Annotated in this window: 17 protein-coding genes; 10 read left to right on the forward strand and 7 right to left on the reverse strand. The window is 64.5% G+C overall.

Annotated features, from left to right (window positions below; genetic code table 11):
- Position 1: 1 nt before the first annotated feature.
- Both F3H87_RS00175 and F3H87_RS00180 read right to left on the reverse strand, forming a co-directional pair.
- A complete protein-coding gene (locus F3H87_RS00175; protein ID WP_149787042.1) occupies positions 2 to 1,960 on the reverse strand; it encodes an AMP-dependent synthetase/ligase in 1,959 nt (652 codons plus the stop codon).
- Positions 1,950 to 2,735 (reverse strand): ABC transporter ATP-binding protein, encoded by a 786-nt coding sequence (locus F3H87_RS00180; RefSeq protein WP_149787041.1) that lies wholly within the window; start codon positions 2,733 to 2,735, stop codon positions 1,950 to 1,952. The genes F3H87_RS00175 and F3H87_RS00180 overlap by 11 nt, the downstream gene beginning before the upstream one ends.
- A gap of 120 nt (positions 2,736 to 2,855) precedes the next feature.
- Here F3H87_RS00180 and F3H87_RS00185 point away from each other — a divergent pair, with 120 nt between their 5' ends.
- On the forward strand, positions 2,856 to 3,764 hold the full coding sequence (locus F3H87_RS00185; protein WP_149787040.1) for a LysR family transcriptional regulator: 909 nt from the start codon (positions 2,856 to 2,858) through the stop codon (positions 3,762 to 3,764).
- A gap of 37 nt (positions 3,765 to 3,801) precedes the next feature.
- Here the strand turns inward: F3H87_RS00185 and ctaD are convergent, their stop codons facing one another.
- Both ctaD and F3H87_RS00195 read right to left on the reverse strand, forming a co-directional pair.
- A complete protein-coding gene (ctaD, locus tag F3H87_RS00190) occupies positions 3,802 to 5,466 on the reverse strand; it encodes a cytochrome c oxidase subunit I (RefSeq protein ID WP_149787039.1) in 1,665 nt (554 codons plus the stop codon).
- Positions 5,467 to 5,828: 362 nt separating this feature from the next.
- Positions 5,829 to 6,557 (reverse strand): DUF1428 domain-containing protein, encoded by a 729-nt coding sequence (locus F3H87_RS00195; protein WP_149787038.1) that lies wholly within the window; start codon positions 6,555 to 6,557, stop codon positions 5,829 to 5,831.
- 98 nt (positions 6,558 to 6,655) lie between these two features.
- On the opposite strand from F3H87_RS00195, the gene F3H87_RS00200 reads away from it, so the two are divergent.
- Both F3H87_RS00200 and F3H87_RS00205 read left to right on the forward strand, forming a co-directional pair.
- Positions 6,656 to 7,312 carry a winged helix-turn-helix transcriptional regulator gene (locus F3H87_RS00200; RefSeq protein WP_149787037.1) on the forward strand — a complete coding sequence of 219 codons (657 nt, stop codon included), beginning with the start codon at positions 6,656 to 6,658 and terminating at the stop codon, positions 7,310 to 7,312.
- Positions 7,313 to 7,597: 285 nt separating this feature from the next.
- Positions 7,598 to 9,316, forward strand: coding sequence for an ABC transporter ATP-binding protein (locus F3H87_RS00205; protein WP_317510909.1), 1,719 nt, complete (start codon positions 7,598 to 7,600; stop codon positions 9,314 to 9,316).
- Between the two features lie 7 nt (positions 9,317 to 9,323).
- On the opposite strand, the gene F3H87_RS00210 is transcribed toward F3H87_RS00205, so the two are convergent.
- A complete protein-coding gene (locus F3H87_RS00210; protein WP_188129149.1) occupies positions 9,324 to 9,809 on the reverse strand; it encodes a MarR family winged helix-turn-helix transcriptional regulator in 486 nt (161 codons plus the stop codon).
- A gap of 246 nt (positions 9,810 to 10,055) precedes the next feature.
- Here F3H87_RS00210 and ectA point away from each other — a divergent pair, with 246 nt between their 5' ends.
- The 6 genes from ectA (at position 10,056) to F3H87_RS00240 (ending at position 16,731) form a co-directional block, all read left to right on the forward strand.
- On the forward strand, positions 10,056 to 10,583 hold the full coding sequence (ectA, locus tag F3H87_RS00215) for a diaminobutyrate acetyltransferase (protein WP_149787035.1): 528 nt from the start codon (positions 10,056 to 10,058) through the stop codon (positions 10,581 to 10,583).
- Between the two features lie 35 nt (positions 10,584 to 10,618).
- A complete protein-coding gene (gene ectB, locus F3H87_RS00220; protein ID WP_149787034.1) occupies positions 10,619 to 11,914 on the forward strand; it encodes a diaminobutyrate--2-oxoglutarate transaminase in 1,296 nt (431 codons plus the stop codon).
- A 5-nt stretch (positions 11,915 to 11,919) separates the two neighbouring features.
- Entirely contained in the window at positions 11,920 to 12,324 is a 405-nt protein-coding gene (locus F3H87_RS00225) for an ectoine synthase (RefSeq protein ID WP_149787033.1), read from the forward strand.
- Positions 12,325 to 12,327: 3 nt separating this feature from the next.
- Entirely contained in the window at positions 12,328 to 13,752 is a 1,425-nt protein-coding gene (locus tag F3H87_RS00230; RefSeq protein ID WP_149787032.1) for an aspartate kinase, read from the forward strand.
- Between the two features lie 155 nt (positions 13,753 to 13,907).
- Positions 13,908 to 14,867 carry a TAXI family TRAP transporter solute-binding subunit gene (locus F3H87_RS00235; protein ID WP_149787031.1) on the forward strand — a complete coding sequence of 320 codons (960 nt, stop codon included), beginning with the start codon at positions 13,908 to 13,910 and terminating at the stop codon, positions 14,865 to 14,867.
- Between the two features lie 73 nt (positions 14,868 to 14,940).
- Entirely contained in the window at positions 14,941 to 16,731 is a 1,791-nt protein-coding gene (locus F3H87_RS00240) for a TRAP transporter permease (protein ID WP_149787030.1), read from the forward strand.
- Positions 16,732 to 16,735: 4 nt separating this feature from the next.
- On the opposite strand, the gene F3H87_RS00245 is transcribed toward F3H87_RS00240, so the two are convergent.
- Positions 16,736 to 19,951 (reverse strand): efflux RND transporter permease subunit, encoded by a 3,216-nt coding sequence (locus F3H87_RS00245; RefSeq protein WP_149787029.1) that lies wholly within the window; start codon positions 19,949 to 19,951, stop codon positions 16,736 to 16,738.
- Positions 19,944 to 20,915 (reverse strand): efflux RND transporter periplasmic adaptor subunit, encoded by a 972-nt coding sequence (locus F3H87_RS00250; protein WP_149787028.1) that lies wholly within the window; start codon positions 20,913 to 20,915, stop codon positions 19,944 to 19,946. Before F3H87_RS00250 ends, F3H87_RS00245 begins: the two co-directional genes overlap by 8 nt.
- A gap of 220 nt (positions 20,916 to 21,135) precedes the next feature.
- Here F3H87_RS00250 and F3H87_RS00255 point away from each other — a divergent pair, with 220 nt between their 5' ends.
- Positions 21,136 to 21,576 carry a hypothetical protein gene (locus F3H87_RS00255; RefSeq protein WP_149787027.1) on the forward strand — a complete coding sequence of 147 codons (441 nt, stop codon included), beginning with the start codon at positions 21,136 to 21,138 and terminating at the stop codon, positions 21,574 to 21,576.
- The last annotated feature ends 39 nt before the right edge of the window (positions 21,577 to 21,615 follow it).

The following is a 21,615-nucleotide window of genomic DNA, read 5'->3' on the forward strand; positions in this document are numbered from 1 at the left end:
CTCAGCCCTCCCGTTCCGGCAGATCGGTGATTTCCAGACGCCGGGTCAGGGTGCCGGTCTGGCCGGTCTCGTAGGTGATCCGCGCCTCGTAATCGAGGCTATGCTCGCCCGCATAGACCGCGTCGATGATCGCCTTGTAATGCTCGTCTATCACATTCCTGCGCAGCTTTCGTGTGCGCGTCACCTCGCCATCGTCGGGGTCGAACTCCTTGTGCAGGTTGACCATCCGGCGGATGAACAGGGTTTCGGGCACCGCGTTGTTGAGATGCGCGATCTCGCCCGCGATCAGCGCCCGCACCTCGGGGCGTTGCGACAGCTCGGCATAGGAGGTATAGGGAACGCCGCGTTCCTGCGCCCACTGGCCGACCGCCGAAAAGTCGATGCAGACGATCGCGCTCAGGAACTCGCGCCCCGCGCCGATGACGCAGACATCGCGGATATTGGGCGAGAATTTCAACCGGTTCTCCAGGTAGGTGGGGATGAAGCGCGTGCCGTCGGCCTTGTGCACCACCTCGGACAGCCGCCCGAGCACCACAAGCTGTCCGTCATCGGAAAACTCGCCCGCGTCGCCGGTGCACAGCCAGCCGTCGCGCAGCGCCTCGGCGGTGGCCTTTTCGTTCTGGAAATAGCCGTCGAACACGTTGTCGCCCCGGATCAGGATTTCGCCGGTGTCGTCGATCTTCAGCTCGATGCCGGGAAAGGGGCGGCCCACGGTGGTCAGGCTGATATCCTCGACCGATTGCGCCACTGCCAGCGCGCAGTTCTCGGTCTGGCCATAGAACTGCCGCAGGTTCAGCCCCAGCGCGCGGAAATAGAGGAACACGTCCTCGCCGATGGCTTCGCCCGCCGTATAGGGGCGTTCGACCTTGCGCAGGCCAAGCTGGTCGCGGATCGGCCCATAGATCACCAGATCGCCCAGGCGATACCACAGCCTTTGCAGGACAGAAGGGGATTTGCCCTCCATCCTGGCTTCTTCCAGGCGGATGGCGAAGGGCATGAAATGGTCGTAGAGCCGCCGTTTCAGCCCGGTCGTCTCGGCGATGCCGACCTGGATTCGGGTCAGCATCCCCGACCAGGCGCGCGGCGAGGCGAAATACAGCGTCGGTGCGATCTCGCGCAGGTCGTGCAGTGCGGTTTCCTGGTTTTCGGGAATGTTGACGGTAAAGCGCAGCTCCAGCCCGGCCGCGATGGAAAAGGCGAAATCCCCGACCCAGGCCATCGGCAGATAGGCCATGTGCTGCTCGCCCGTGCGGAAATAGCCCGCGGCGGCGGCGTTTCGCACCCCGGCCAGCACATGCCCGTGCTTGAGCGGAATCCCCTTGGGCGCCCCCGTGGTGCCCGAGGAATGCAGCAGCACCGCCGTGTCATGCACGTTCGGGCGCGACAGCAGGTCGTCGCGCAGCGCCGGATCGCCGGCAAGCCGCGCCCGCCCGCGTTCGATCAGCGCCTCGATCGGTTGGGCGCCTTCGGGCGCCGCACCGTCCAGCCCGCGCGGGTCGTCGTAATAGATCGCGCGCAGGCCGTCCCACTGGCCGCGCACGCTTTCGATCTTGTCCACCTGCTCCTGGTCTTCGGCCACGGCGGCGCAGATATTCTCGCGCTGCATCTGCCCCAGGATTTCACTGGGCTGGGCATCGGAATAGGCGGGCGAGGGCACCGCCCGCAGGCAGACCAGCGCCAGCATGGCGAAATAAAGCTGCGGGCGATTGTCGCCAACCACAAGCACCACGTCGCCACGCCCTATCCCCTGCTCTTCGAAACCGGCGGCCAGGGCCAGCACGACGTCCAGGTAATCCGGCCAGGTCAGTTCGTGCCAGATCCCGTGGTCGCGCTCGCGCATGGCGATGCCGTTGGGATAGTCGCGCGCGTTGCGTGCCAGGATCGCGATCAGGTGATCGTCCGCTTTCCAGTTCGGATGCAGCGCCGCCGCCGCGTCGTCGGTCACTCGATCAAGCCGCATCGCCGGTTCTCCCGATATAGGCCGCCACCACGGCTGGATCGGCGATGGCCTCTTTCGGCGGTCCCTCGGCCAGCGCCATGCCGTCGTTGAGCACCAGCGTGCGGTCGCAGATCGCGGTGATCACGTCCATGTGGTGCTCGATGATCAGGACGGTCAGGCCAAGGCTTTCCTGCGCATCGAGGATGAAGCGCACCATGTATTCCTTTTCCTCCTGGTTCATGCCCGCCATCGGTTCGTCCAGCACCAGCATCCGAGGCTCGGCCGACAGCGCACGCGCCAGTTCGACGCGTTTCTGCAGGCCCAGGGGGATCACGTCCACATGCTCGTCGCGCACGCTTTCGAGTTGCAGAAGGTCGATCACCTCTTCCACCTTCTCGCGGTGCTGTATTTCTTCGCGGCGCGCCCACCACGGATAGAACAACGAGGCCAGCGGATTGGGATGCATGAAGTTGTGCCGCCCCATCAGGATGTTGTCGAGCACGCTCATGCCGCGAAACAGCGCCACGTTCTGAAAGGTTCTGGCAATGCCGCCCGCCGCGATCCGATACGGCTTCATGCCGTTGATCTGCCGCCCTTCGAACAGGATGCGCCCCTCTTGCGGCGGATAGAAGCCGGTGATGCAGTTGACCAGCGTCGTCTTGCCCGAGCCGTTCGGCCCGACCAGCCCGTAGATCTGGCCCTGCGCGACCGAAACCGACACGCCCTTGAGCGCGTGTATCCCGCCGAACCAGCGGCTCACGTTCTCGCATTGCAGTACGTTTTCGCTGGCGCTCATGGCAGCCGCAGGGGCCGTGATACCGGCCCTCCTCCCGTGGCGATCCGCATCAGTTCCTCCCAGACCACTGCGTTCAGGACGAGGCTAGCAAAGGACATGCTTTCTGATAAGCTGTAAATTATGGAAAGAAACGTTCTAAGAAATCGAACGCACCCCAACCTGGTCGATCACCTCGAAGCTTTCGTCACAGTCTATGAGGCCGGCGGTTTTTCGGCGGCGGCGCGGGTGCTGGGCCGGGCGGTTTCGTCGGTCAGCTACGCGGTTGCCCAGCTTGAATCGCATTGCGGTTTCGAACTGCTCAGCCGCGGCGCCGGCCAGGTAAGCCTGACCGAACGTGGCCGGGCCGTCTTCGCCGAGGCGCGCACCGTGGTCGACAACGCCCGGCGATTCTCGGCCCATGCCCGGCTTTTGCAAAGCGGCGAGGAAACGCGCCTGCGCGTGCTGGTGGACGTGCTTTTCCCCCGCCAGCGCCTGAACGAGGCGCTGCTGGCCTTTGGCGCGCGCCACCCGCGGGCGCGGATTCAGCTTTTCAACGTGTCGCTCAACACCATGTGGAGCGATCTGCGTCATGGCGAATACGATCTGGCCATGGCGCTGACCGGCGCGATCCCTTCGGACATGGAGGCGCGGGCCTTTGGCGAAGAGCGGCTTGCCCCCTATTGCGCCGTGACGCATCCGCTGGCCGCGGTGAAAGGGCCGGTGCCCGCCGGTGCCTTTCAGGCCGAGCGGCAGTTCTATTACATCGGCGATCCCACCATCGACGTGGAGCGCGTGGGCCGCGTGTTTTCGACCGATATCTGGACGGTCGACGATGTCGAACAGATCCGGCGGCTGGTGATGGCCGGGGCGGGCTGGTGCTTCGGGGCGGATTTCACCTTCGAAAACGAACTTGCCACGGGCCAGGTCCGGCGGCTCGATTGCGCCGACCCCAAGTTTCATCCGGTGCGCAATATCGGCGTGGTCTGGCCGCTCGAACGCCCGCCGGGCATTCTCGGCACGTCCTTCATCGAGCTTTGCTGCAAACCGTGAATGCGACCGGTTATTTTGCCGGAACATCGCGATCTCCTTATTCGGCCGGGTGCCGGTCCCAATCCCCGGGCTTCGGCAAGTCCTCGAACGTGTGTTCGGGCACCGGCGAGGGCAGCGTCCATTCCAGGGTGTCGGCATAGTCGTTCCAGTAGCTCGCGGCTGTCTCGCGCTTGCCGGCCAGCAGGGTGTAGAAAATGATCCCGATGAACAGCAGGAACGAGGCGAAGGACAGCAGCGCCCCCCAGCTCGACACCGCGTTCCACAAACCGAACGCGTCGGGATAGTCGATATAGCGGCGCGGCATCCCCTGGCGGCCCAGGAAATGCTGCGGAAAGAACGTCAGGTTCGCACCGATGAAGAACAGCCAGAAATGCAGCTTGCCCGCCCATTCGGGATATTGCCGCCCGGACATCTTGGCGATCCAGTAATAGATCCCCGCGAAAAGCGCGAAGACGGCACCGACGCTCATCACGTAGTGGAAATGCGCGACCACGTAATAGGTATCGTGATAGGCGCGATCGACGCCCGCCTGCGCCACGACGACGCCGGTAACGCCGCCGATCGTGAACAGGAAGATGAAGCCGATGGCGAACAGCATCGGCGTCCTGAACTGGATCGAGCCCTGCCACATCGTTGCCAGCCAGGAAAACACCTTGATGCCGGTCGGCACCGCGATCGTCATCGAGGCGATCTGGAAATAGCTCTGCTGCGTGATCGACATGCCGACGGTGAACATGTGATGCGCCCAGACCAGAAACCCCAGCGAGCCGATGGCGATCAGGGCCCAGACCATCGGCAGGTAACCGAAGACGGGTTTCTTCGAGAAGGTGGCGACGACATGGCTGACGATGCCGAAGCCGGGCAGGATCACGATATACACCTCGGGGTGGCCGAAGAACCAGAACAGGTGCTGGTAAAGGTTCGGATCGCCTCCGCCGGACGGGTTGAAGAAGGTGGTCTCGAAATTACGGTCGGTCAGCAGCATCGTGACCGCGCCGGCCAGCACCGGAACCGCCATGAGCAGCATCCAGGCGGTGATGAAGACCGACCAGGCGAACAGCGGCACCTTGAACAGCGTCATGCCCGGCGCGCGCATGTTGAGGAAGGTCGTGATCATGTTGATCGCGCCCAGGATCGACGAGGCGCCCGAAACATGGATTGCGAAGATGGCCAGGTCCATCGACATGCCGCCATCCCGCACCGAAAGCGGCGCGTAGAGCGTCCACCCGACGCCCGCGCCACGCTGCCCGTCACCGCCCGGCGCCAGGAGCGACGCGAAGGCGAGGGCGGTTCCGGCGACGAACAGCCAGTAGCTGAGATTGTTGAGCCGCGGAAACGCCATGTCGGGTGCACCGATCATCAGCGGCATGAAATAGTTGCCGAAGCCCCCGAACAGCGCCGGTATGACCACGAAGAACATCATCAGCACGCCGTGATAGGTGACGAGGATGTTCCACATGTGCCCGTTGGGCGTGCATTCGGCGGCCGACGGCCAAAGGCGCAGCCCCTCGAGGCACATGTATTGCACCCCCGGCTCCATAAGCTCCAGCCGCATGTAGACCGAGAACAGAACGGCGATCAGGCCGACGGCCGCCGAAGTGAACAGGTAAAGGACGCCGATGTCCTTGTGGTTGGTGGACATGAACCAGCGGGTGAAGAAACCCCTGTGGCCGTTATCCTCGTTCAGCGTCGCTTTGCTCATGGGGGCCTCCCTGGGTGGGGTGCGCAGGAAAGGTGGCGCGCACCGGCGCCGAAGCCGTGCCCAAGGCTCCCGCGCCCTGGACGGACCGCGAGGCAGCCCTTGTTCCTTCGGCGATGGCCGAGATTTGAATCGGTATTTATAATACCTATTAGTTTGCGATGTAATTGGTATTGTCAATGCCGATTTTGGCGGCGTGGACGACAACGCAAGGTTGGCCCGGCAACATCCCGTGCTGGTCAGGACTCACGGTTTGCAAGGATAGCCACGGCGCCCGCCTTGCCGACGGGCACGACAGAAAAAGCGCGGCCTGCAACCAGCACGCCGCGCAGTATGTTCCGGACCGTCAGTTGATCAGTGCAAAGTCACGTGGCTTTCCCCGAGTCGAACAGCGGATCGAAGCCGGCCCACATCATCCGCATCCCGTCGAAAGGCATCTCGGGCATGTCCTGCATATCGCCCATCTCGGCCTCCATCGCCTTTGCGGCGGCATCGCAGGTGGCGCGGTCGGGCCAGGCGGCCCAGCTGAACACCGGCACCTCACCGTCCTCGGCCCTGGTCGCGCGGTAGAGGTCGGTCTTCTTGCCACGCGGGACATCCTCGCCCCAACATTCGACCATCCCGAGGGCACCGCCCTTCTGAAACATCTTCCAGCCCTCGTCGGCCATTTCCACGTAAGGGGCCTTGTTCTTTTCGGGTACGGCCAGAAGGAAGCCCTGGTAATACCCCGCGCCGCTATGCGTGCCGGCCTCGTAGACCGGGGCGAAGCCGCCGAAAACCATGCGGCTGCCGTCGAAGGGCATCTCGGGCATGTCCTTCATCGCCGGATCGTCCTGCATCTTTTGCCAGGAGGCGTCTGCGGTTGCCTTGTCGGGCCATTCGATCCACGAGAACACGATGGTTTCATCCTCCCTTGCGTCCACGGCACCCTGGAAATCGGTCACTTTTCCTTTCGGTACATCCGCGCCCCAGGTTTCGACCATGCGGATGGCGCCGTAGGATCTGAACAACGGCCAGGCGGCCGCGACATGGTCCGCGTATTTGTCCTTGTTGGCGGTCGGAACTGCCGCCACCGCGCCCGTGAAATAGGTCATGTCATGTCACCTTTCATGCAGATGTCGTGCAGGCGAATCCTGCTTGCGGGATCAGCGTGCCAGCGGTAGTATTAAAAAACAACTGAAAGTATGAAAAAGTGACGAAACAGGCGGAAACCCCGCGCATACGCTATGACGAAGGATGTCTGGCCGCCCATGCGCTGAACGTGATCGGTGACCGGTGGGCGCTGCTGGTCGTGCGCGAGCTGATATTCGCGCCCAAACGGTTCCAGATGATCCGCGCGGGCCTGCCGGGCATCACGGCCAGCGTGCTGACCGGCCGGCTGGCGCAGCTTGCGCAGGCCGGGGTGCTTACCCATGACGAACGGCTGGGTATCTATACCCTGACGGATGCCGGGCACGGCCTGCTGCCGGTTCTGGAATCGCTCTGCCGCTGGGCCCTGGCGATCCCGGGGCACGATCCGTCCCGGTTCATCAGCCCCTCGGCCCTCATGATCTCGATGGGGGTCAACCTGATCCCCGACCGCGCGCAGGGGCATGACATGCTGGCGGGGTTCGACTTTGGCGGCGAGGCTTTCGGGATGCGGCTGGCCGATGCGCGGCTGCAGACCAGCGCGGTGGGCAAGCCGGACGCGCCCTTTGTGCTGAAAGGCAGCGGGAACACGCTGGCGGCGGCGGTTTACGGCACGACCCCGCTGCCGGTCCTGGTGTCGCGGGGCATGGTCGACGCACGGGGCGACGTGGATGCCGCGCAGGAATTCCTGTCGTTCTTCAGGCTCTCCGCACCGATGTGACGCTTGCCTTGAAAAACCGGATACCCGTGACCAACTGGATACGGCGCATCGGCGTTCTGCGATCGACCGGCCGGGAAACCCTTGCCCGCACGGCGTGAGGGCGCGCAGCTTCCGGCCCGGTTCCCCGATCCGGTCGTGCCCCCGTGGCGCGTCTGTTTGGGATCGACTGTCCCGGATAAGCTTGTTAGATACGCGAGACCCAAATACGGTTAGGCGAGTTGAATGGCATCGCTATTGAAAAATTGGCTGCCGGCTTTCACGAAAAACGCGCGGGATAACAGCCTTTTGTGGCGCCTGCTGCGTGACAGCATCCCCGAGCACAAGACCAAGTATTTCGTGGCCATTCTGGCCATGATCGTCGTTGCAGGCACGACCGCCAGCACCGCCTGGCTGATGGGCGAGATCGTCGACGCCATGACCGACACCGGCAACCGCGCGCGGGTCTATTGGGTGGCGGGCGCAGTCGCGCTGACCTTCATGGCCAAGGGCATCGCATCCTTCGCGCAGGCCGTCCTGATGGCGCGCGCGGGCAACAGGATCGTCGCGGAAAAGCAGACGACGCTGTATAACCGCCTGCTCAAGCAGGGGGTCGGGTTCTTTTCGACCACCGAATCCTCGGACATCCTGATGCGCGTGACGAACAGCGCCCAGCGGGCGCGGATGGTCATCGACACGATCGTTACCAGCGTGGTGCGCGACACCCTGACGCTGATCGGCCTGATCTGTGTCATGATCTATCAGCAGCCCGTCCTTTCGATCGTCAGCCTGGTGGTGGGACCCGTCGCCCTTTGGGGGGTCCAGAAGATCCTGGCGCGCGTCCGGGACGTGATGAAGCAGGAACTGAAAAGCCTGGCCGAGATCATCAAGGTCGTGCAGGAAACCTCGACCGGGGTGCGGGTGATCAAGACCTTCGCGCTTGAAGGGGTCATGCGCGACCGCATGGATCAGGCCGTCCGCAGCGTCGAGCGCCGCAACAACAAGATCGTCCGGCTGGAAAACGCGACCGCGCCCCTGATGGACACGATCACCGGCCTTGCGATTGCGTCGGTCGTGGTTCTCAGCTCGGTCAACCTGTTCGGGGGGGAGCCGTCCTCGCCCGGCCAGCTTATGTCTTTCGTGACCGCGTTCCTCATGGCCTATGAACCGGCCAAGCGCCTGATGCGGATGCGGGTCAAGATCGAGCACGGCATGGTCGGCGTGCGGCTGATGTTCGAGCTGCTCGACAAGCCCATCACCCTGCACGAGGCGGAAAACCCCGTGGTGCTGGCCGACGGGCCGGGCCATGTGACATTCGACAATGTCGGTTTCTCGTACACGGACGGGAAATCCATCATCCGCGACATGACCCTCGATTTTCCGGCGGGGAAAACCACGGCGCTGGTCGGGCCGTCGGGCGGTGGCAAGTCGACGATTCTCAACCTGATCCTGCGGCTCTACGATCCGCAGGAGGGGTCGATACGGATCGACGATGTGGATATCAGGGAGGCGAGCTTTGCCAGCCTGCGGGAAAAGATATCCTATGTCGGTCAGGACACGTTCCTGTTTTCCAGCAGCGTTGCCGAGAATATTCGGATCGCGCGTCCCGATGCCACCGATGACGAGGTCGTTTCGGCCGCGCGTATCGCCCATGCCGATGAATTCATCCGCGACATGCCCAAGGGATACCAGACCAAGATCGGCGAGAACGGGGCCTTCCTGTCCGGCGGGCAGCGCCAGCGGCTGGCGATCGCGCGCGCCGTCCTGAAGGATGCACCGATCCTGGTGCTGGACGAGGCGACCAGCGCGCTGGATGCCAATTCCGAGGCGCTGGTGAAAAGCGCGCTCGACCAGGTGACGCAGGGCAAGACGACGATCGTGGTGGCGCACCGGCTGTCGACGGTCATCCATGCCGACCAGATCTGTTACCTCGAAGATGGCCGGGTGGTCGAGCAGGGCACGCGTGACGAACTTCTGTCCAAAGGCGAGAAGTTCAGGGATCTCTATGAGATGCAGCTTTTGGAGTGACCGGCGCTCAGGGTCGCTTGCGGCCCATGTGCAGCTCACCCGTGGTCAGGACCGGGGCGGCGTCGATCTCTTCGGCGTCCAGCATCGCGGCCACCCGCTCCAGCCCGGCCACCAGCATCGCCTGTTCCCAATCCTCCAGCGCCTCGAAGGAGCGCACGAACTTCTGTTGCAGCGCGTCGGGGGCATTGACCAGCGTTTCGTGCCCTTCGGGGGTGATGGTCACGTTGGTCTGGCGCCGGTCGGTCTGTGACGGCATGCGCCGCACCTGCCCGCGGATCACCAGCTTGTCGACAAGGGCGGTGATCGTGGCCTGGCTGACGCCCATCTGCTTGGCCAGTTCCTTGGGCGTGGCACTGCTTTTCTCGTCGACGATCTGAAGCACACGCAACTGCGCCGGCGTCAGGCCCGCGGAATGCGCAAGCTCGCGCGCATAAAGTTCGGTCGCGCGCAGGATGCGCCGCAGGGCGATCAGGCTGTCGTCGGTTCTGTCCATCGGGCTCTCCGCAATCGGCGGTATCATCTCAAGTTTTGTCATATCCTTCAATCGCCTAAGCATCTCCTTTCCGTCTGGTCGGATTGGTACGGTCATCAAAATTACATAATTCGTTAATATAAAGCAATTAACGGCGAAATTTGGCGCATACTGGCCTTATTCGGATATTAATGCTTTATCTCTTGAAATAATTTTCATGCTGTCTATTTTACATTCCAAACAAACCAAGCGAGGGATCTCGATCCAATGCCGAAAGATGTGACACCGCCCCGAACGCGTATGCCCCGGCTGCGCAAACCCGAAGCGACGGACGGGGCGGAAATCTGGGGGCTGGTGCGCAACTGCAAGCCGCTCGATGAAAATTCGATGTATTGCAACATCGTGCAGGCCGAACATTTCCGCGACACCTGTGTCGTGGCTGAAATGGACGGCGAGATCGTGGGCTGGATTTCCGGCCACATGATCCCGAACCAGAACGCATTTTTCGTCTGGCAGGTGGCGGTCAGCCCCAAGGCGCGCGGCCTGGGGTTGGGCAGGAAGATGCTGCACCACCTGGTCGAGCGCGAGGAATGCGATGAGGCGACCTGCCTGAAAACCACGATCACGCGCGACAACGATGCAAGCTGGGGCCTGTTCCGCAGCTTTGCCCGCATGATCGGTGGCGATCTGAGCGATGAACCGCATTACATCCGCGACGAACATTTCGACGGCAAGCACGCCACCGAACACATGGTCACGATCGAGTTCCCCGAGGAGCTGGCGAAAGCCGCCTGATCGAGACCTTGCTTCCCAAACACGAGGATTTTCCCATGCCGACTGACAAGTCAGCCGACAAGACCGCTATTTTCCAACGCCGCGAGAGCGAGGCACGCTCTTACTGCCGCGGTATGCCCGCCATGTTCACCCGTGCGCAGGGCTCCGAGATGTTCGATGCCGACGGCAATCGGTATATCGACTTCCTGGCCGGATGTTCTTCGCTGAACTACGGCCACAACGATCCCGACATGAAGGCCGCGCTGATCGATCATATCGGCAACGATGGCATTGCTCATGCGCTGGACATGCATACCGAACCCAAGGCCGCCTTCCTTGATGCGTTCGAACGCATCATCCTTGAACCGCGCGGGCTGGATTACAAGGTGATGATGACCGGCCCGACCGGCACCAACGCCGTCGAATCCGCGATGAAGCTGGCGCGCAAGATCACCGGCCGCAAGAACATCATCGCCTTCACCAACGGCTTTCACGGCATGACGATGGGGGCGCTGGCCGCGACCGGCAACGCCGGCAAGCGCGGCGGTTCGGGCATGAGCGCGCTGGATGGCGTGACGCATATGCCCTACGAAGGCGCCTTTGGCGACGATATCGACAGCCTGGCGCTGATCGAACAGATGCTCGACAACCCGTCGAGCGGCGTTGACGCGCCCGCCGCCTTCCTGATCGAGCCCGTGCAGGGCGAGGGCGGGCTGAACGCCGCCAGCGCCGAATTCATGCAGGGCATCGCGCGGATTGCGAAAAAGCATGGCGCGCTGTTCATCGTCGACGATATCCAGGCGGGCTGCGGCCGCACCGGCACCTTCTTCAGCTTCGAAGAGATGGGGATCGAACCCGACCTTGTGCCGCTGGCCAAATCCTTCGGCGGGATGGGCCTGCCCTTTGCCGCGCTGCTGATCAGGCCCGAGCATGACATCTGGAAGCCGGCCGAACATAACGGCACCTTCCGGGGCAACACCCATGCTTTCATCACCGCGCGCATCGCGCTGGAAAAATTCTGGGCCGATGATGCGTTCCAGAAGGAACTGGCGGAAAAATCGGTCATGCTGACCACTGCGCTGCAACAGGTTGCCGAACTGATCCCCGGCGCCACGCTGAAGGGCCGCGGCCTGATGCAGGGTGTCGATGTGGGCTCGGGCGAACTGGCCGGCGATATCTGCGCCCGCGCCTTCGACAAGGGGCTGGTGATCGAAACCTCGGGCGCCCATGACGAGGTGGTCAAGGTTCTGGCCCCGCTCACCACATCGCCCGCGCTTTTCCGCGAAGGATTCGATATCCTTCTCGACGCGACGCGCGAGGCGACGACCAACATGAAAATTGCAGCGGAGTAAGCACGATGATTGTCCGGGATTTCGACGACATCACCAAGAACGAACCCAATCGCGTCGTATCGGACGCCCAGTGGACATCCGTGCGGATGCTGCTGGCCGGTGACAAGATGGGGTTCTCGTTCCACATCACCGTGCTCGAGGCCGGTTCGGAACATACGTTCCATTACAAGAACCACTTTGAAAGCGTCTATTGCATGCAGGGCAAGGGCTCGATCACCGATCTGGCCACCGGGGAAACCCACCAGATCAAGCCCGGCACCATGTATGCGCTGGACCAGCACGACAAGCATACGCTGCGCGCCGAGGAAGAGCTGTGGATGGCCTGCTGCTTCAACCCGCCGGTGACGGGCAACGAGGTGCACCGCGAGGACGGCTCTTACGACGCCATGCCCGAGGAACTGGTGGACTGACCCATGGCCCATACGGTTGAGAAAATCGGCGGGACATCCATGTCCCGCGTCAACGAATTGCGCGATACGCTGTTCATCGGCGACCGCGAAGGCACCGACCTTTATGGCCGCATCTTCGTCGTGTCGGCCTTTGGCGGCATCACCAACCTGCTGCTTGAGCATAAGAAAAGCGGCAAGCCGGGTGTCTATGCGCAATTCGCCAATGCCGACACCGACCACGGCTGGCACGAGGCGCTGGACCGCGTGTCCGACGCCATGATCGCGGCGCATCGCGCCGTTCTGGACAGCGCCGCCGACACCGAACGCGCCGACGAATTCGTACGCGACCGGATCGAGGGCGCGCGCAACTGCCTGATCGACCTGCAACGCCTGTGTTCCTACGGGCATTTCCGCCTGGCCGAGCATATGCTGCAGATACGCGAATTGCTGTCGGGCCTGGGCGAGGCGCATTCCGCCTTTGTTACCACGTTGCTGCTGCAGCGTGCGGGTGTCGATGCGCGGCTGGTCGATCTGTCGGGTTGGCGCGACGAGGGCGACGTGACGCTTGAGGAACGGATCGAAACCGCCATGAAGGGCGTCGATCCGATGACCGAGATGCCCATCGTCACCGGCTATGCCCAATGCGCCGAGGGGTTGATGCGCGAATTCGATCGCGGCTATTCCGAGGTGACGTTCTCGATGATGGCGGCCCTGACCGGCGCGCGCGAGGCGATCATTCACAAGGAATTCCACCTGTCCTCGGCCGATCCCAACCTTGTGGGGCCGGGCGCCGTGCGCAAGCTGGGCCGGACGAATTACGACGTGGCCGACCAGTTGTCGAACATGGGGATGGAGGCGATCCACCCCAAGGCGGCCAAGACGCTGCGCCAGGCCGATGTGCCTTTGCGCGTGACCAACGCGTTCGAACCGCACGACCCCGGCACGCTGATCGACGATCAGCCCGCGGACGAGGCCGCGGTCGAGATCGTGACGGGTCTGGATATCATCGCACTCGAGGTGTTCGAGCAGGACATGGTGGGCGTCAAGGGCTATGACGCGGCGATCCTCGATACGCTGACGCGTCACGATGTGCGCATCGTGTCCAAGGTGTCGAACGCCAACACGATCACGCATTACGTGGACAGCTCGCTCAAGTCGATGCGGCGGGTGGAAAAGGATCTGGCGGCGAAATACCCCTCGGCCGAAATCCGGTCGCGCACGCTGTCGCTGGCCTCGGTCATCGGGCGCGACCTGCGCGGTCTGTCGGTTCTGACGCGCGGTTTGCAGGCGATTGCCGATGCCGGGCTGGAATCCATCGGCGCAACGCAGGGGCCGCGCAACGTGGATGTGCAGTTCATCCTCGACCGCGAAGACCTGAAACCCGCGATCAAGGCGCTGCACGGCGCGTTCATCGAGGATCAGGCACGCGAACTGCCCCGCGTGGCGTGATCGCGGCCACAGTCATGCGACTTGCGCCCCGGCCCCTCTGGCCGGGGCGTTTTTTATCGTGTGGAGAGCGTAAACGCATGTTTTCGCCCATGTCCGGCGATTGACCACGGGCAGCGGGTGTAGTTTCTATTGTCCGAACTCAGGGAGGATTTCGCATGTTGACTGCAATCAGATGGCTGGCCGGTGCGGCGGCGGCCGGTGCCATGCTCGCCACGCCCGCGTGGGCCGAAACGCGCGTCACCTATAAGTCGGCCAAGGCCGGCACGTCCTATTACCAGATGGGCGTGCAGATTTCCGAGGCGATGAAGGCCGGATCGGGCGGCGACATCATCGTGACGGTGGAAGAGGGGCAGGGATCGGTCCAGAACGTGATGGAGGTGCGTGCCCGTGGCGGCGACTATGTATTCACCACGCCGCCCGCTCTGGTCGGTCTGGCGCAAGGCGGCAAGGCGATGTTCGAAGGCAAGGGCGACCCGGCCTTCGACGAAATCCGCGCGCTGTTCCCGATCCCGTCGCTGACCATGCATTTCGTGATGTCCGAAGCCTCGGGCGTCACGACGCTTGCCGGGATGGAGGGCAAGACGATCCTGCTGGGCAAGGGCAGCTTCGGCGCGACCGAGGGCGAGAAATACCTCGGGCTTTTCGGCCTTGAGGGCAAGGTGACGATTGCGGATGCCGAACTGTCCAACGCGGTTGCCGCGCTCAAGAACGGGCAGATCGACGGGTTTGTCACGGCCGGCAGCTGGCCCGCGCCCAACGTGGTCGAGGCCGCGGCCTCGGCCGGTGTCACGGTCCTGTCGCTCGATGACGACCAGGTCGCCCAGACCAAGCGCACGCGGCTGGTGATCCCGGCAGGCACCTATGCAGGGCAGGATGCCGATATCGTCACCACCTCGTTGCCGGTCGTGGCCTATGCCACTACCGGGATGGATGACGAAACCGCCTATCAGCTGACCAGGACCTTCTGGGAAGGCAAGGCGAAGATGGCGGAAAGCGCCGCCTGGTGGGCCGGTGTGGACGAAAGCCTGATGGCGACCATCACGGGCAAGATCCATCCCGGCGCGGTCCGGTATTACCAGGAGGCCGGCTTTGCCCTGACCGAGGGGCAGATGTAGCCACCCGCCAGGGCGGGACAACGGGGCCGGGCCGCATATGGCCCGGCCTTTCACGTGCAAGGGGGCAGGGATCATGGGCGCGACCGACGATTTGCCGCAAACCATCGTGGCGCGGGTGCTGTGGCTGGCGCTGGCCGCGCTGCTTGTCGCCTTTCACATCGGGCTGATCTTTTCCGGCCTCGTGCCCAACCTCGTCAGCCGCCCGCTGCATATGGCGCTGATCCTGCCCTGGATCTTTCTGTACGGCGCATCGGGCTGGCGGCTGGCCACCGGCGCGGTGCTGTGCGCGCTGGGCGTGGCGGGCAGCGTCTGGATCGCGTGGAACGCCGATGCGCTGGGCGATCAATACGGGTTTCTGGAAAGCGAATTCCAGGTCTGGCTGTCCTTTGCCCTGCTTGCCGTGGTGATCGAGGCCGCGCGCCGCGCGATCGGGTGGCCCTTGCCGACGGTGGCGCTGGCCGCGCTGCTTTATGCGTTCTTCGGCCACCTGATCCCGGGTGAATTCGGCCATTCCGGCGTGCCGCTGCGGTCTTTCATGGGCACGATGGTGATCGCCGAGGGCGGCATCTGGGGCAGCCTGACCGCGGTTTCGGTGGGCGTCGTGTCGATCTTCGTCATCTTCGGCGCGGTGCTGAACGCGGGCGAGGCGGGGCAGGGCTTCATGAACGTGGCCGCGGCGGCGGCCGGGCGGCTGAAGGGCGGGGCGGCCAAGGTGTCGGTCCTGTCCTCGGCTCTGTTCGGCTCGATCTCGGGGTCGGCCAGCGCCAATGTCGCCTCTACCGGGGCAATCACGCTGCCCGCGATGGCGAAGCTGGGCTATCCCAAACGGCTGGCCGCGGGGGTCGAGGCGGTGGCCAGCTCGGGCGGGCAGATCATGCCGCCGCTGATGGGGGCGGGGGCCTTTGTCATGGTGGAACTGACCGGCACGCCCTACACGCAGATCATTGCAGCCGCATTTTTGCCTGCGATTCTCTATTTCTGGGCGGTCTGGGTGGGCATCAACGCCTATGCCACTAGGTTCGACCTGCGCGGGCTGGACGAAAAGGACCGCCCCGCCGCGCGCGACGTGGCGGTGACGGCGCTGTTTTTCCTGATCCCGTTCACGGTTCTGCTGCTGGGCATGTTTGCCCTTGGCTACACGCCGCAATACGCTGCCTGCCTTGCCATCATTGCAGGCGCGGTGCTGTTGCTGACGGGGGCCGACCTGCGGTTCGACGCCGCGCGCACCGCCGCGCGGGTGGTCGGGGCGTTGCTGACCGCGTCGAAACAGGTGGCCATGATCGCGTCGATCATCCTGTGCGCGTCGATCATCATCGGTGTGCTGGGGTCGACGGGGCTGGGGGTCAAGATCACCTCGGTCATTCTCGAGGGCTCGGGCGGGTTGCTCTGGGCGTCGCTCTTGCTGACGGCGCTGGCCTGCCTTGTGCTGGGGATGGAGGTGCCGACCACCGCCGCCTACGTGATCTGCGTTTCGGTTGCGGGGCCGGCGCTGACCGAGCTGGGCCTTGCGCCGTTGCAGGCGCATCTCTTCGTGTTCTGGTTCGCGCTTTTGTCCACCATCACCCCGCCGGTCTGCGGGGCGGTGTTCATCGCCTCGGGCATGATCGGGGAAAACTGGTTGCGCGTGGCCGGCACCGCGATGGCGCTGGGCGTGGGGCTCTACCTGATCCCGCTGGGGATGATCGCGCAGCCGCAGATCATCGCGCTGGCCGACGCGCCGGGCGCTACGCTGCTGGCCTTTGGCCTGATCGGCGCGGGGCTGGCGGCGATTTCCTTTGGCCTGATCGGCCGTGCCGCCGCGCCCTTGCGGCTGGCGCTGGTGGCGGGCGGGGCCGTGCTGATCTTCGGCCCCGCGCTGATCTGACCGCTCAGGTCTTGGCGATGCGGTAGATTGCCGGGATCACCAGAACCGTCAGCGCGGTCGAGCTCAGCAGCCCGAACAGCAGCGAAATCGCCAGCCCCTGGAAGATCGGGTCCATCAGGATCACCGCCGCCCCGATCATCGCCGCGACCGCGGTCAGCAGGATCGGCTTGAACCGCGTCGCCCCGGCCTCGATCAGCACGTCCACCGTCACCGGCTCGCCCGGCCGGGCGTGGCGGATGAAGTCGACCAGCAGGATCGAGTTGCGCACGATGATGCCCGCCAGCGCGATGAACCCGATCATCGACGGGGCCGAGAACGGCGCGCCGAACAGCCAGTGACCGGCCATGATGCCAAGGAACGTCAGCGGCACCGGTGTCAGGATCACCAGCGGCAGGCGGAAGCTGCCGAACTGCGCGACCACGAGGATATAGATGCCCAGCAGCGCCACGGCGAATGCGGTGCCCATGTCGCGGAAGGTGACCCAGGTCACCTCCCACTCGCCATCCCACAGCAGGACCGGGTGGTCGGTTTCCGCGGGCTGGCCGTTCAGGCGGATTTCGGGCTTATGACCCTCGGGCCAGTCCATCGCGTCGATCCGGTTGGCGACCTCGATCATGCCGTAAAGCGGCGCCTCGAAATCGCCGGCCAACTCGCCCGTGACCATGATGGTCTCCAGCCCGTTGCGGCGGAAGATCGGGAAGCTCGCGCGCTCTTCGGTGATGCGCACCACGTCGCCCAGCTCCACCACGCCGCGCCCGCCGGGCAGGGCGTTGGCGGGAACCGGGGTGGACAGCGCGGTGGCATCCATCACGCGCTCGGCCCGGTCGCGCGCCACGACGATGGGGATGGGTTGCCGCCCGCCGCCGCGATGGGAATAGCCCACCACCATCTCGCCGTTCAGCAGCCGCAGGGTTTCGGCCACGTCGGATTCGGCCACGCGGTAGAAATCCAGGTCCGAGGGCGCCATCACCGCGCGCAGCCGCCGGGGCTGTTCGCCATAGTTGTCATCGACATCGACGACAAAGGGGATGTCCTCGAAAACCGCGCGGATTTGCGCCGCAACCGCGCGGCGCGTGTCGGCATCGGGGCCGTAGACCTCGGCCAGCAGGGTCGAGATCACCGGCGGACCGGGGGGCGGTTCGACGACCTTCAGCACGGTCCCGGCAGGCACGTCCAGCGCGGACAGCTTTTCGCGCAGGTCCAGCGCGATGTCGTGGCTGGTGCGTTCGCGCGCCGACTTGGCCTCGAGGTTCAACTGCACATCGCCACGTTCGGGGGTCTGGCGCAGGAAATAGTGCCGCACCAGCCCGTTGAAATTGAAGGCCGAGGCGGTGCCGGCATGGGTCTGCGCGGAATGCACCTCGGGCAGGGTCATGGCGATGCGCGCGGCGGCCTGCGCCACGGCATCGGTCGCCTCGGCGCTGGCGCCCTCGGGCAGGTCGATGACGATGGACAGCTCCGACTTGTTGTCGAAGGGCAGCAGCTTGACCGTGACATCCTTTGTATAAAGGGCCGCGAGCGAGCCGAAGGACAGCACCACGACCGCCAGCAGGAACAGCCAGCTGCGCCCCTTGCCCTTCAGCAGCGGGCGGGCCACGGCGGCATAGATCCGGCCAAGCCGGCCACCGGGAAACCCGCCTTCGCCCTCGTCGTGATGCAGCGGCGCACGGCCCGCGATCTTCAGCATCAGCCAGGGCGTGATCGTCACCGCCACGAAGAAGGAAAAGATCATCGCGGCGCTGGCATTGGCGGGGATCGGGCTCATGTAGGGGCCCATCATGCCGCTGACGAACAGCATCGGCAGCAGTGCCACCACAACGGTCAGCGTGGCGACGATGGTGGGGTTGCCGACCTCGGCCACCGCATCGACAGCCGCGCGCATCCGGTCGCGCCCGTCCTTCATCGCCCAGTGGCGGGCGATGTTCTCGATCACCACGATGGCGTCGTCCACCAGGATGCCGATGGAAAAGATCAGCGCAAAAAGCGATACCCGGTTCAGCGTGTAGCCCATGATCCAGGCGGCAAAGAGCGTCAGCAGGATCGTGACCGGGATGACGATGGTGACCACCATCGCCTCGCGCCAGCCGATCGCGAAGAACACCAGCGCCACGATGGACACCGTGGCAAGGCCCAGGTGGAACAGCAGTTCGTTGGCCTTCTCGTTGGCGGTTTCGCCGTAGTCGCGCGTTACCTCGATCTGAACGGTGTCGGGGATCAGCTTGCCCTGCATCGCCCCGACCCGGTGCAGGATTTCCTCGGCCACGATCACGGCGTTCGACCCGGCGCGCTTGGCCAGGGCCAGCGTCACGGCGGGTGTGCGGGTGATCGCGCCATCCTCGCCACGGCGGAGCGTGGCAACGTGGTGTTCGTCCATGTCGGTGACAAAGGCCACCTCGGCCACGTCGCGGACATAGACGGTGCGCCCGTCGCGCGCGGTCAGTTCCAGGTTGCCGATTTCCCCGGGCGTCGACAGGGTCTGCCCGATCACCAGCCCGATCTGTTCGCCGCCATCGCGCAGCAGCCCGGCGGGCGTGGCGCTGTTGGCGCCCTGCACCTTGCCGGCAAGCTGTTGCAGGGTGATACCGTAAAGCGCCAGCTTTTCCGGGTCGGGCGCCACGCGCAGCGCCTCGTCCGTGGCGCCGATCACGTAGGTCAGGCCGACATCCTCGATCGCGGCCAGCCGCACCTCGACCTCGCGCACGATGCGGGTCAGGTCGGCGGCGGTGATCGCCTCCTGCCCCGGTGCCGGGCTGAAGGTCAGCGCGACGATGGCCACGTCGTTGATGCCACGCCCCACCACCAGCGGTTCCGGGATGCCCACCGGGATACGGTCGAGATTCGACAGGATTTCATCGCGCACACGCAGGATCGCGGTGTCGGCGGACACACCCACCTCGAACCGGGCGGTCACCATCGCGCGGTCGTCGCCGGTATCGGAATAGACGTGCTCGACATTGTCGATGCCCTTGACGATGGTTTCCAGCGGTTCGGTCACCAGCTTGACCGCATCCTCGGCGCGCAGCCCGTCTGCCTGCACGTGGATATCCACCAGCGGCACGGAGATCTGCGGCTCTTCCTCGCGGGGCAGGCTGACCAGGGCGATCAGGCCCATCGCCAGCGCCGCGATCAGCATCACCGGCGTCAGGGCCGAGGTGATGAAGCCGCGCGTCAGCGCGCCGGCAATGCCCAGCGGGCCCTTTTGGGGGGTGTCGTCACTCATTGCCGGTCACCACGATATCGCCGGGCGCCAGCCCGCTCAGAACCTCGCGCCAGAGGGTGCCGTCGCGCATGATGTCCTGGCCCAGCACGACCACGTGGCGCAGCGCCGCGCCGTTGTCCTCGATCATCACGAAATCCAGCCCGCCGGTCTGGCTGACCGCCGATTGCGGCACCAGCAGCGCCTGACGTTCGCCCACCGGCAGGCGCACGGGCACGCGGCGGCCGATGAACCGGGCGTCCAGCCCTTCGACTTCGATATCCGCCTGAAGGCGTCCGCCGGTGATCAGCGGATAAAGCTTGGCCAGCCGCCCCTCGCGCAGGCCGTCGCCGGCTTCGATCTGGATCGTGTCGCCCTCAGACAGCGCGGCCGAGAACCGTTCGGGCACGGCAATGCGCATGAAGACGCCGCCGCCGCCGATTTCGGCCACCGCCTCGCCCGGGGTGATGACCGATCCGCGCGAGACCGGCACGTCCAGCACGATCCCGGCCTCGGGCGCCAGAACACGCCCTTCCTCGATCTGGCGTTCGACCACCAGCTTTTCGGACCGGGTGCCGGCAATCTCGCCCTCCAGTACGTCGACCTGCGTTTGCAGCGCGTCGAACCGCTGCGTGGTGATGACGCCGCGATCCAGCAATTGCCGGCCGCGCTCCATATCGGCGCGGGCGGTGGCCAGTTGCGAGTTCAGCGCGTCGAGCCGTGAATTCAGCGCGTCGATCTGGAATTGCAGTTTGTCGTCGGTGATGACGGCCAGCGGCTGCCCGGCTTCGACCCGGTCGCCCTCGGTGATCGACAGGGTGTCGACCGTGCCGCCGATCCGTGCCCGTGCGGGCACCCGGTCGCGGGTATCGACCTGGCCATAGATCGCTTTCCACTCGGTCAGCGTGACGGGGCTGATGGTCAGCGTCTCGGCCCCAAGCGGGGCGGCAAGCAGGCTGAGCAGCAGGATAACCGGGATGCGGCGCATGGCGGGCCTCTTTATATTCCATATTTCGAATTTGATTTAGTGCGAGAAGGGGGCAAGTTTCAAGTGCCCTCAGTAAACGCGCCTATCTGCCCGTGATGCAAGCGAAAGCCCGCACAGCCCGGTTCATGGGGCCGGTGGGGCGGCCGCGTGTCGCAAGGCCTCTCTGTAATCCGCGTGATAGATATATTCCATAAACATGATATATGGAAAGGAGTACCCCATGAAACGCCTGATGACCGCCGCCACTCTGACCCTGGCAACGCTTGCCGCACCGATGGCCCATGCCGAGGGCCCCTCGCGGCTGGTGACGGTGCTGACCGCGCCCGAACCGCAGACGCAGCTTATGGCCATGGTCCTGAACATGCAGGCCGTGGCGCAGGGCAAGACCGTGCATATCCTGCTGTGCGGTCCCGCCGCCGACATCGCGCTGAAGGAGGCGCCGGCCAGCGCGACCGCGGGTCAGCCGCCCAAAGGCATGAGCCCGCAGGGCCTGATGCAGACGATCATGTCGAAGCCGGATACCAAGGTCGAGGTCTGCGCGATCTACCTGCCGGGCAAGGGCGCGACGCCCGAGGTTCTGCTGGACGGTGTCGGCGTGGCCAAACCCGAGGATATGGCATCCTCGATCATGTCGGAAGATACGCAGGTCATGAGCTACTGACCGGGGCGTCCCTTTCCCGGTTTACGGCGCGGCAGGGCA

The sequence above is a fragment of the Lutimaribacter pacificus genome (assembly GCF_900142185.1).
In the GTDB taxonomy this organism is placed as follows: Bacteria; Pseudomonadota; Alphaproteobacteria; order Rhodobacterales; family Rhodobacteraceae; genus Lutimaribacter; species Lutimaribacter pacificus.

Coding starts and splice junctions, on each gene's coding strand:
- F3H87_RS00230 (WP_149787032.1), top strand. CDS start 12,328: ATGGCCCATACGGTTGAGAAAATCGGCGGGACATCCATGTCCCGCGTC.
- F3H87_RS00235 (WP_149787031.1), top strand. CDS start 13,908: ATGTTGACTGCAATCAGATGGCTGGCCGGTGCGGCGGCGGCCGGTGCC.
- F3H87_RS00245 (WP_149787029.1), bottom strand. CDS start 19,951: ATGAGTGACGACACCCCCCAAAAGGGCCCGCTGGGCATTGCCGGCGCG.
- F3H87_RS00255 (WP_149787027.1), top strand. CDS start 21,136: ATGAAACGCCTGATGACCGCCGCCACTCTGACCCTGGCAACGCTTGCC.
- F3H87_RS00185 (WP_149787040.1), top strand. CDS start 2,856: ATGGAAAGAAACGTTCTAAGAAATCGAACGCACCCCAACCTGGTCGAT.
- F3H87_RS00210 (WP_188129149.1), bottom strand. CDS start 9,809: ATGGACAGAACCGACGACAGCCTGATCGCCCTGCGGCGCATCCTGCGC.
- F3H87_RS00250 (WP_149787028.1), bottom strand. CDS start 20,915: ATGCGCCGCATCCCGGTTATCCTGCTGCTCAGCCTGCTTGCCGCCCCG.
- F3H87_RS00195 (WP_149787038.1), bottom strand. CDS start 6,557: ATGACCTATTTCACGGGCGCGGTGGCGGCAGTTCCGACCGCCAACAAG.
- ctaD (WP_149787039.1), bottom strand. CDS start 5,466: ATGAGCAAAGCGACGCTGAACGAGGATAACGGCCACAGGGGTTTCTTC.
- F3H87_RS00175 (WP_149787042.1), bottom strand. CDS start 1,960: ATGCGGCTTGATCGAGTGACCGACGACGCGGCGGCGGCGCTGCATCCG.
- ectB (WP_149787034.1), top strand. CDS start 10,619: ATGCCGACTGACAAGTCAGCCGACAAGACCGCTATTTTCCAACGCCGC.
- F3H87_RS00240 (WP_149787030.1), top strand. CDS start 14,941: ATGGGCGCGACCGACGATTTGCCGCAAACCATCGTGGCGCGGGTGCTG.
- F3H87_RS00225 (WP_149787033.1), top strand. CDS start 11,920: ATGATTGTCCGGGATTTCGACGACATCACCAAGAACGAACCCAATCGC.
- ectA (WP_149787035.1), top strand. CDS start 10,056: ATGCCGAAAGATGTGACACCGCCCCGAACGCGTATGCCCCGGCTGCGC.
- F3H87_RS00180 (WP_149787041.1), bottom strand. CDS start 2,735: ATGAGCGCCAGCGAAAACGTACTGCAATGCGAGAACGTGAGCCGCTGG.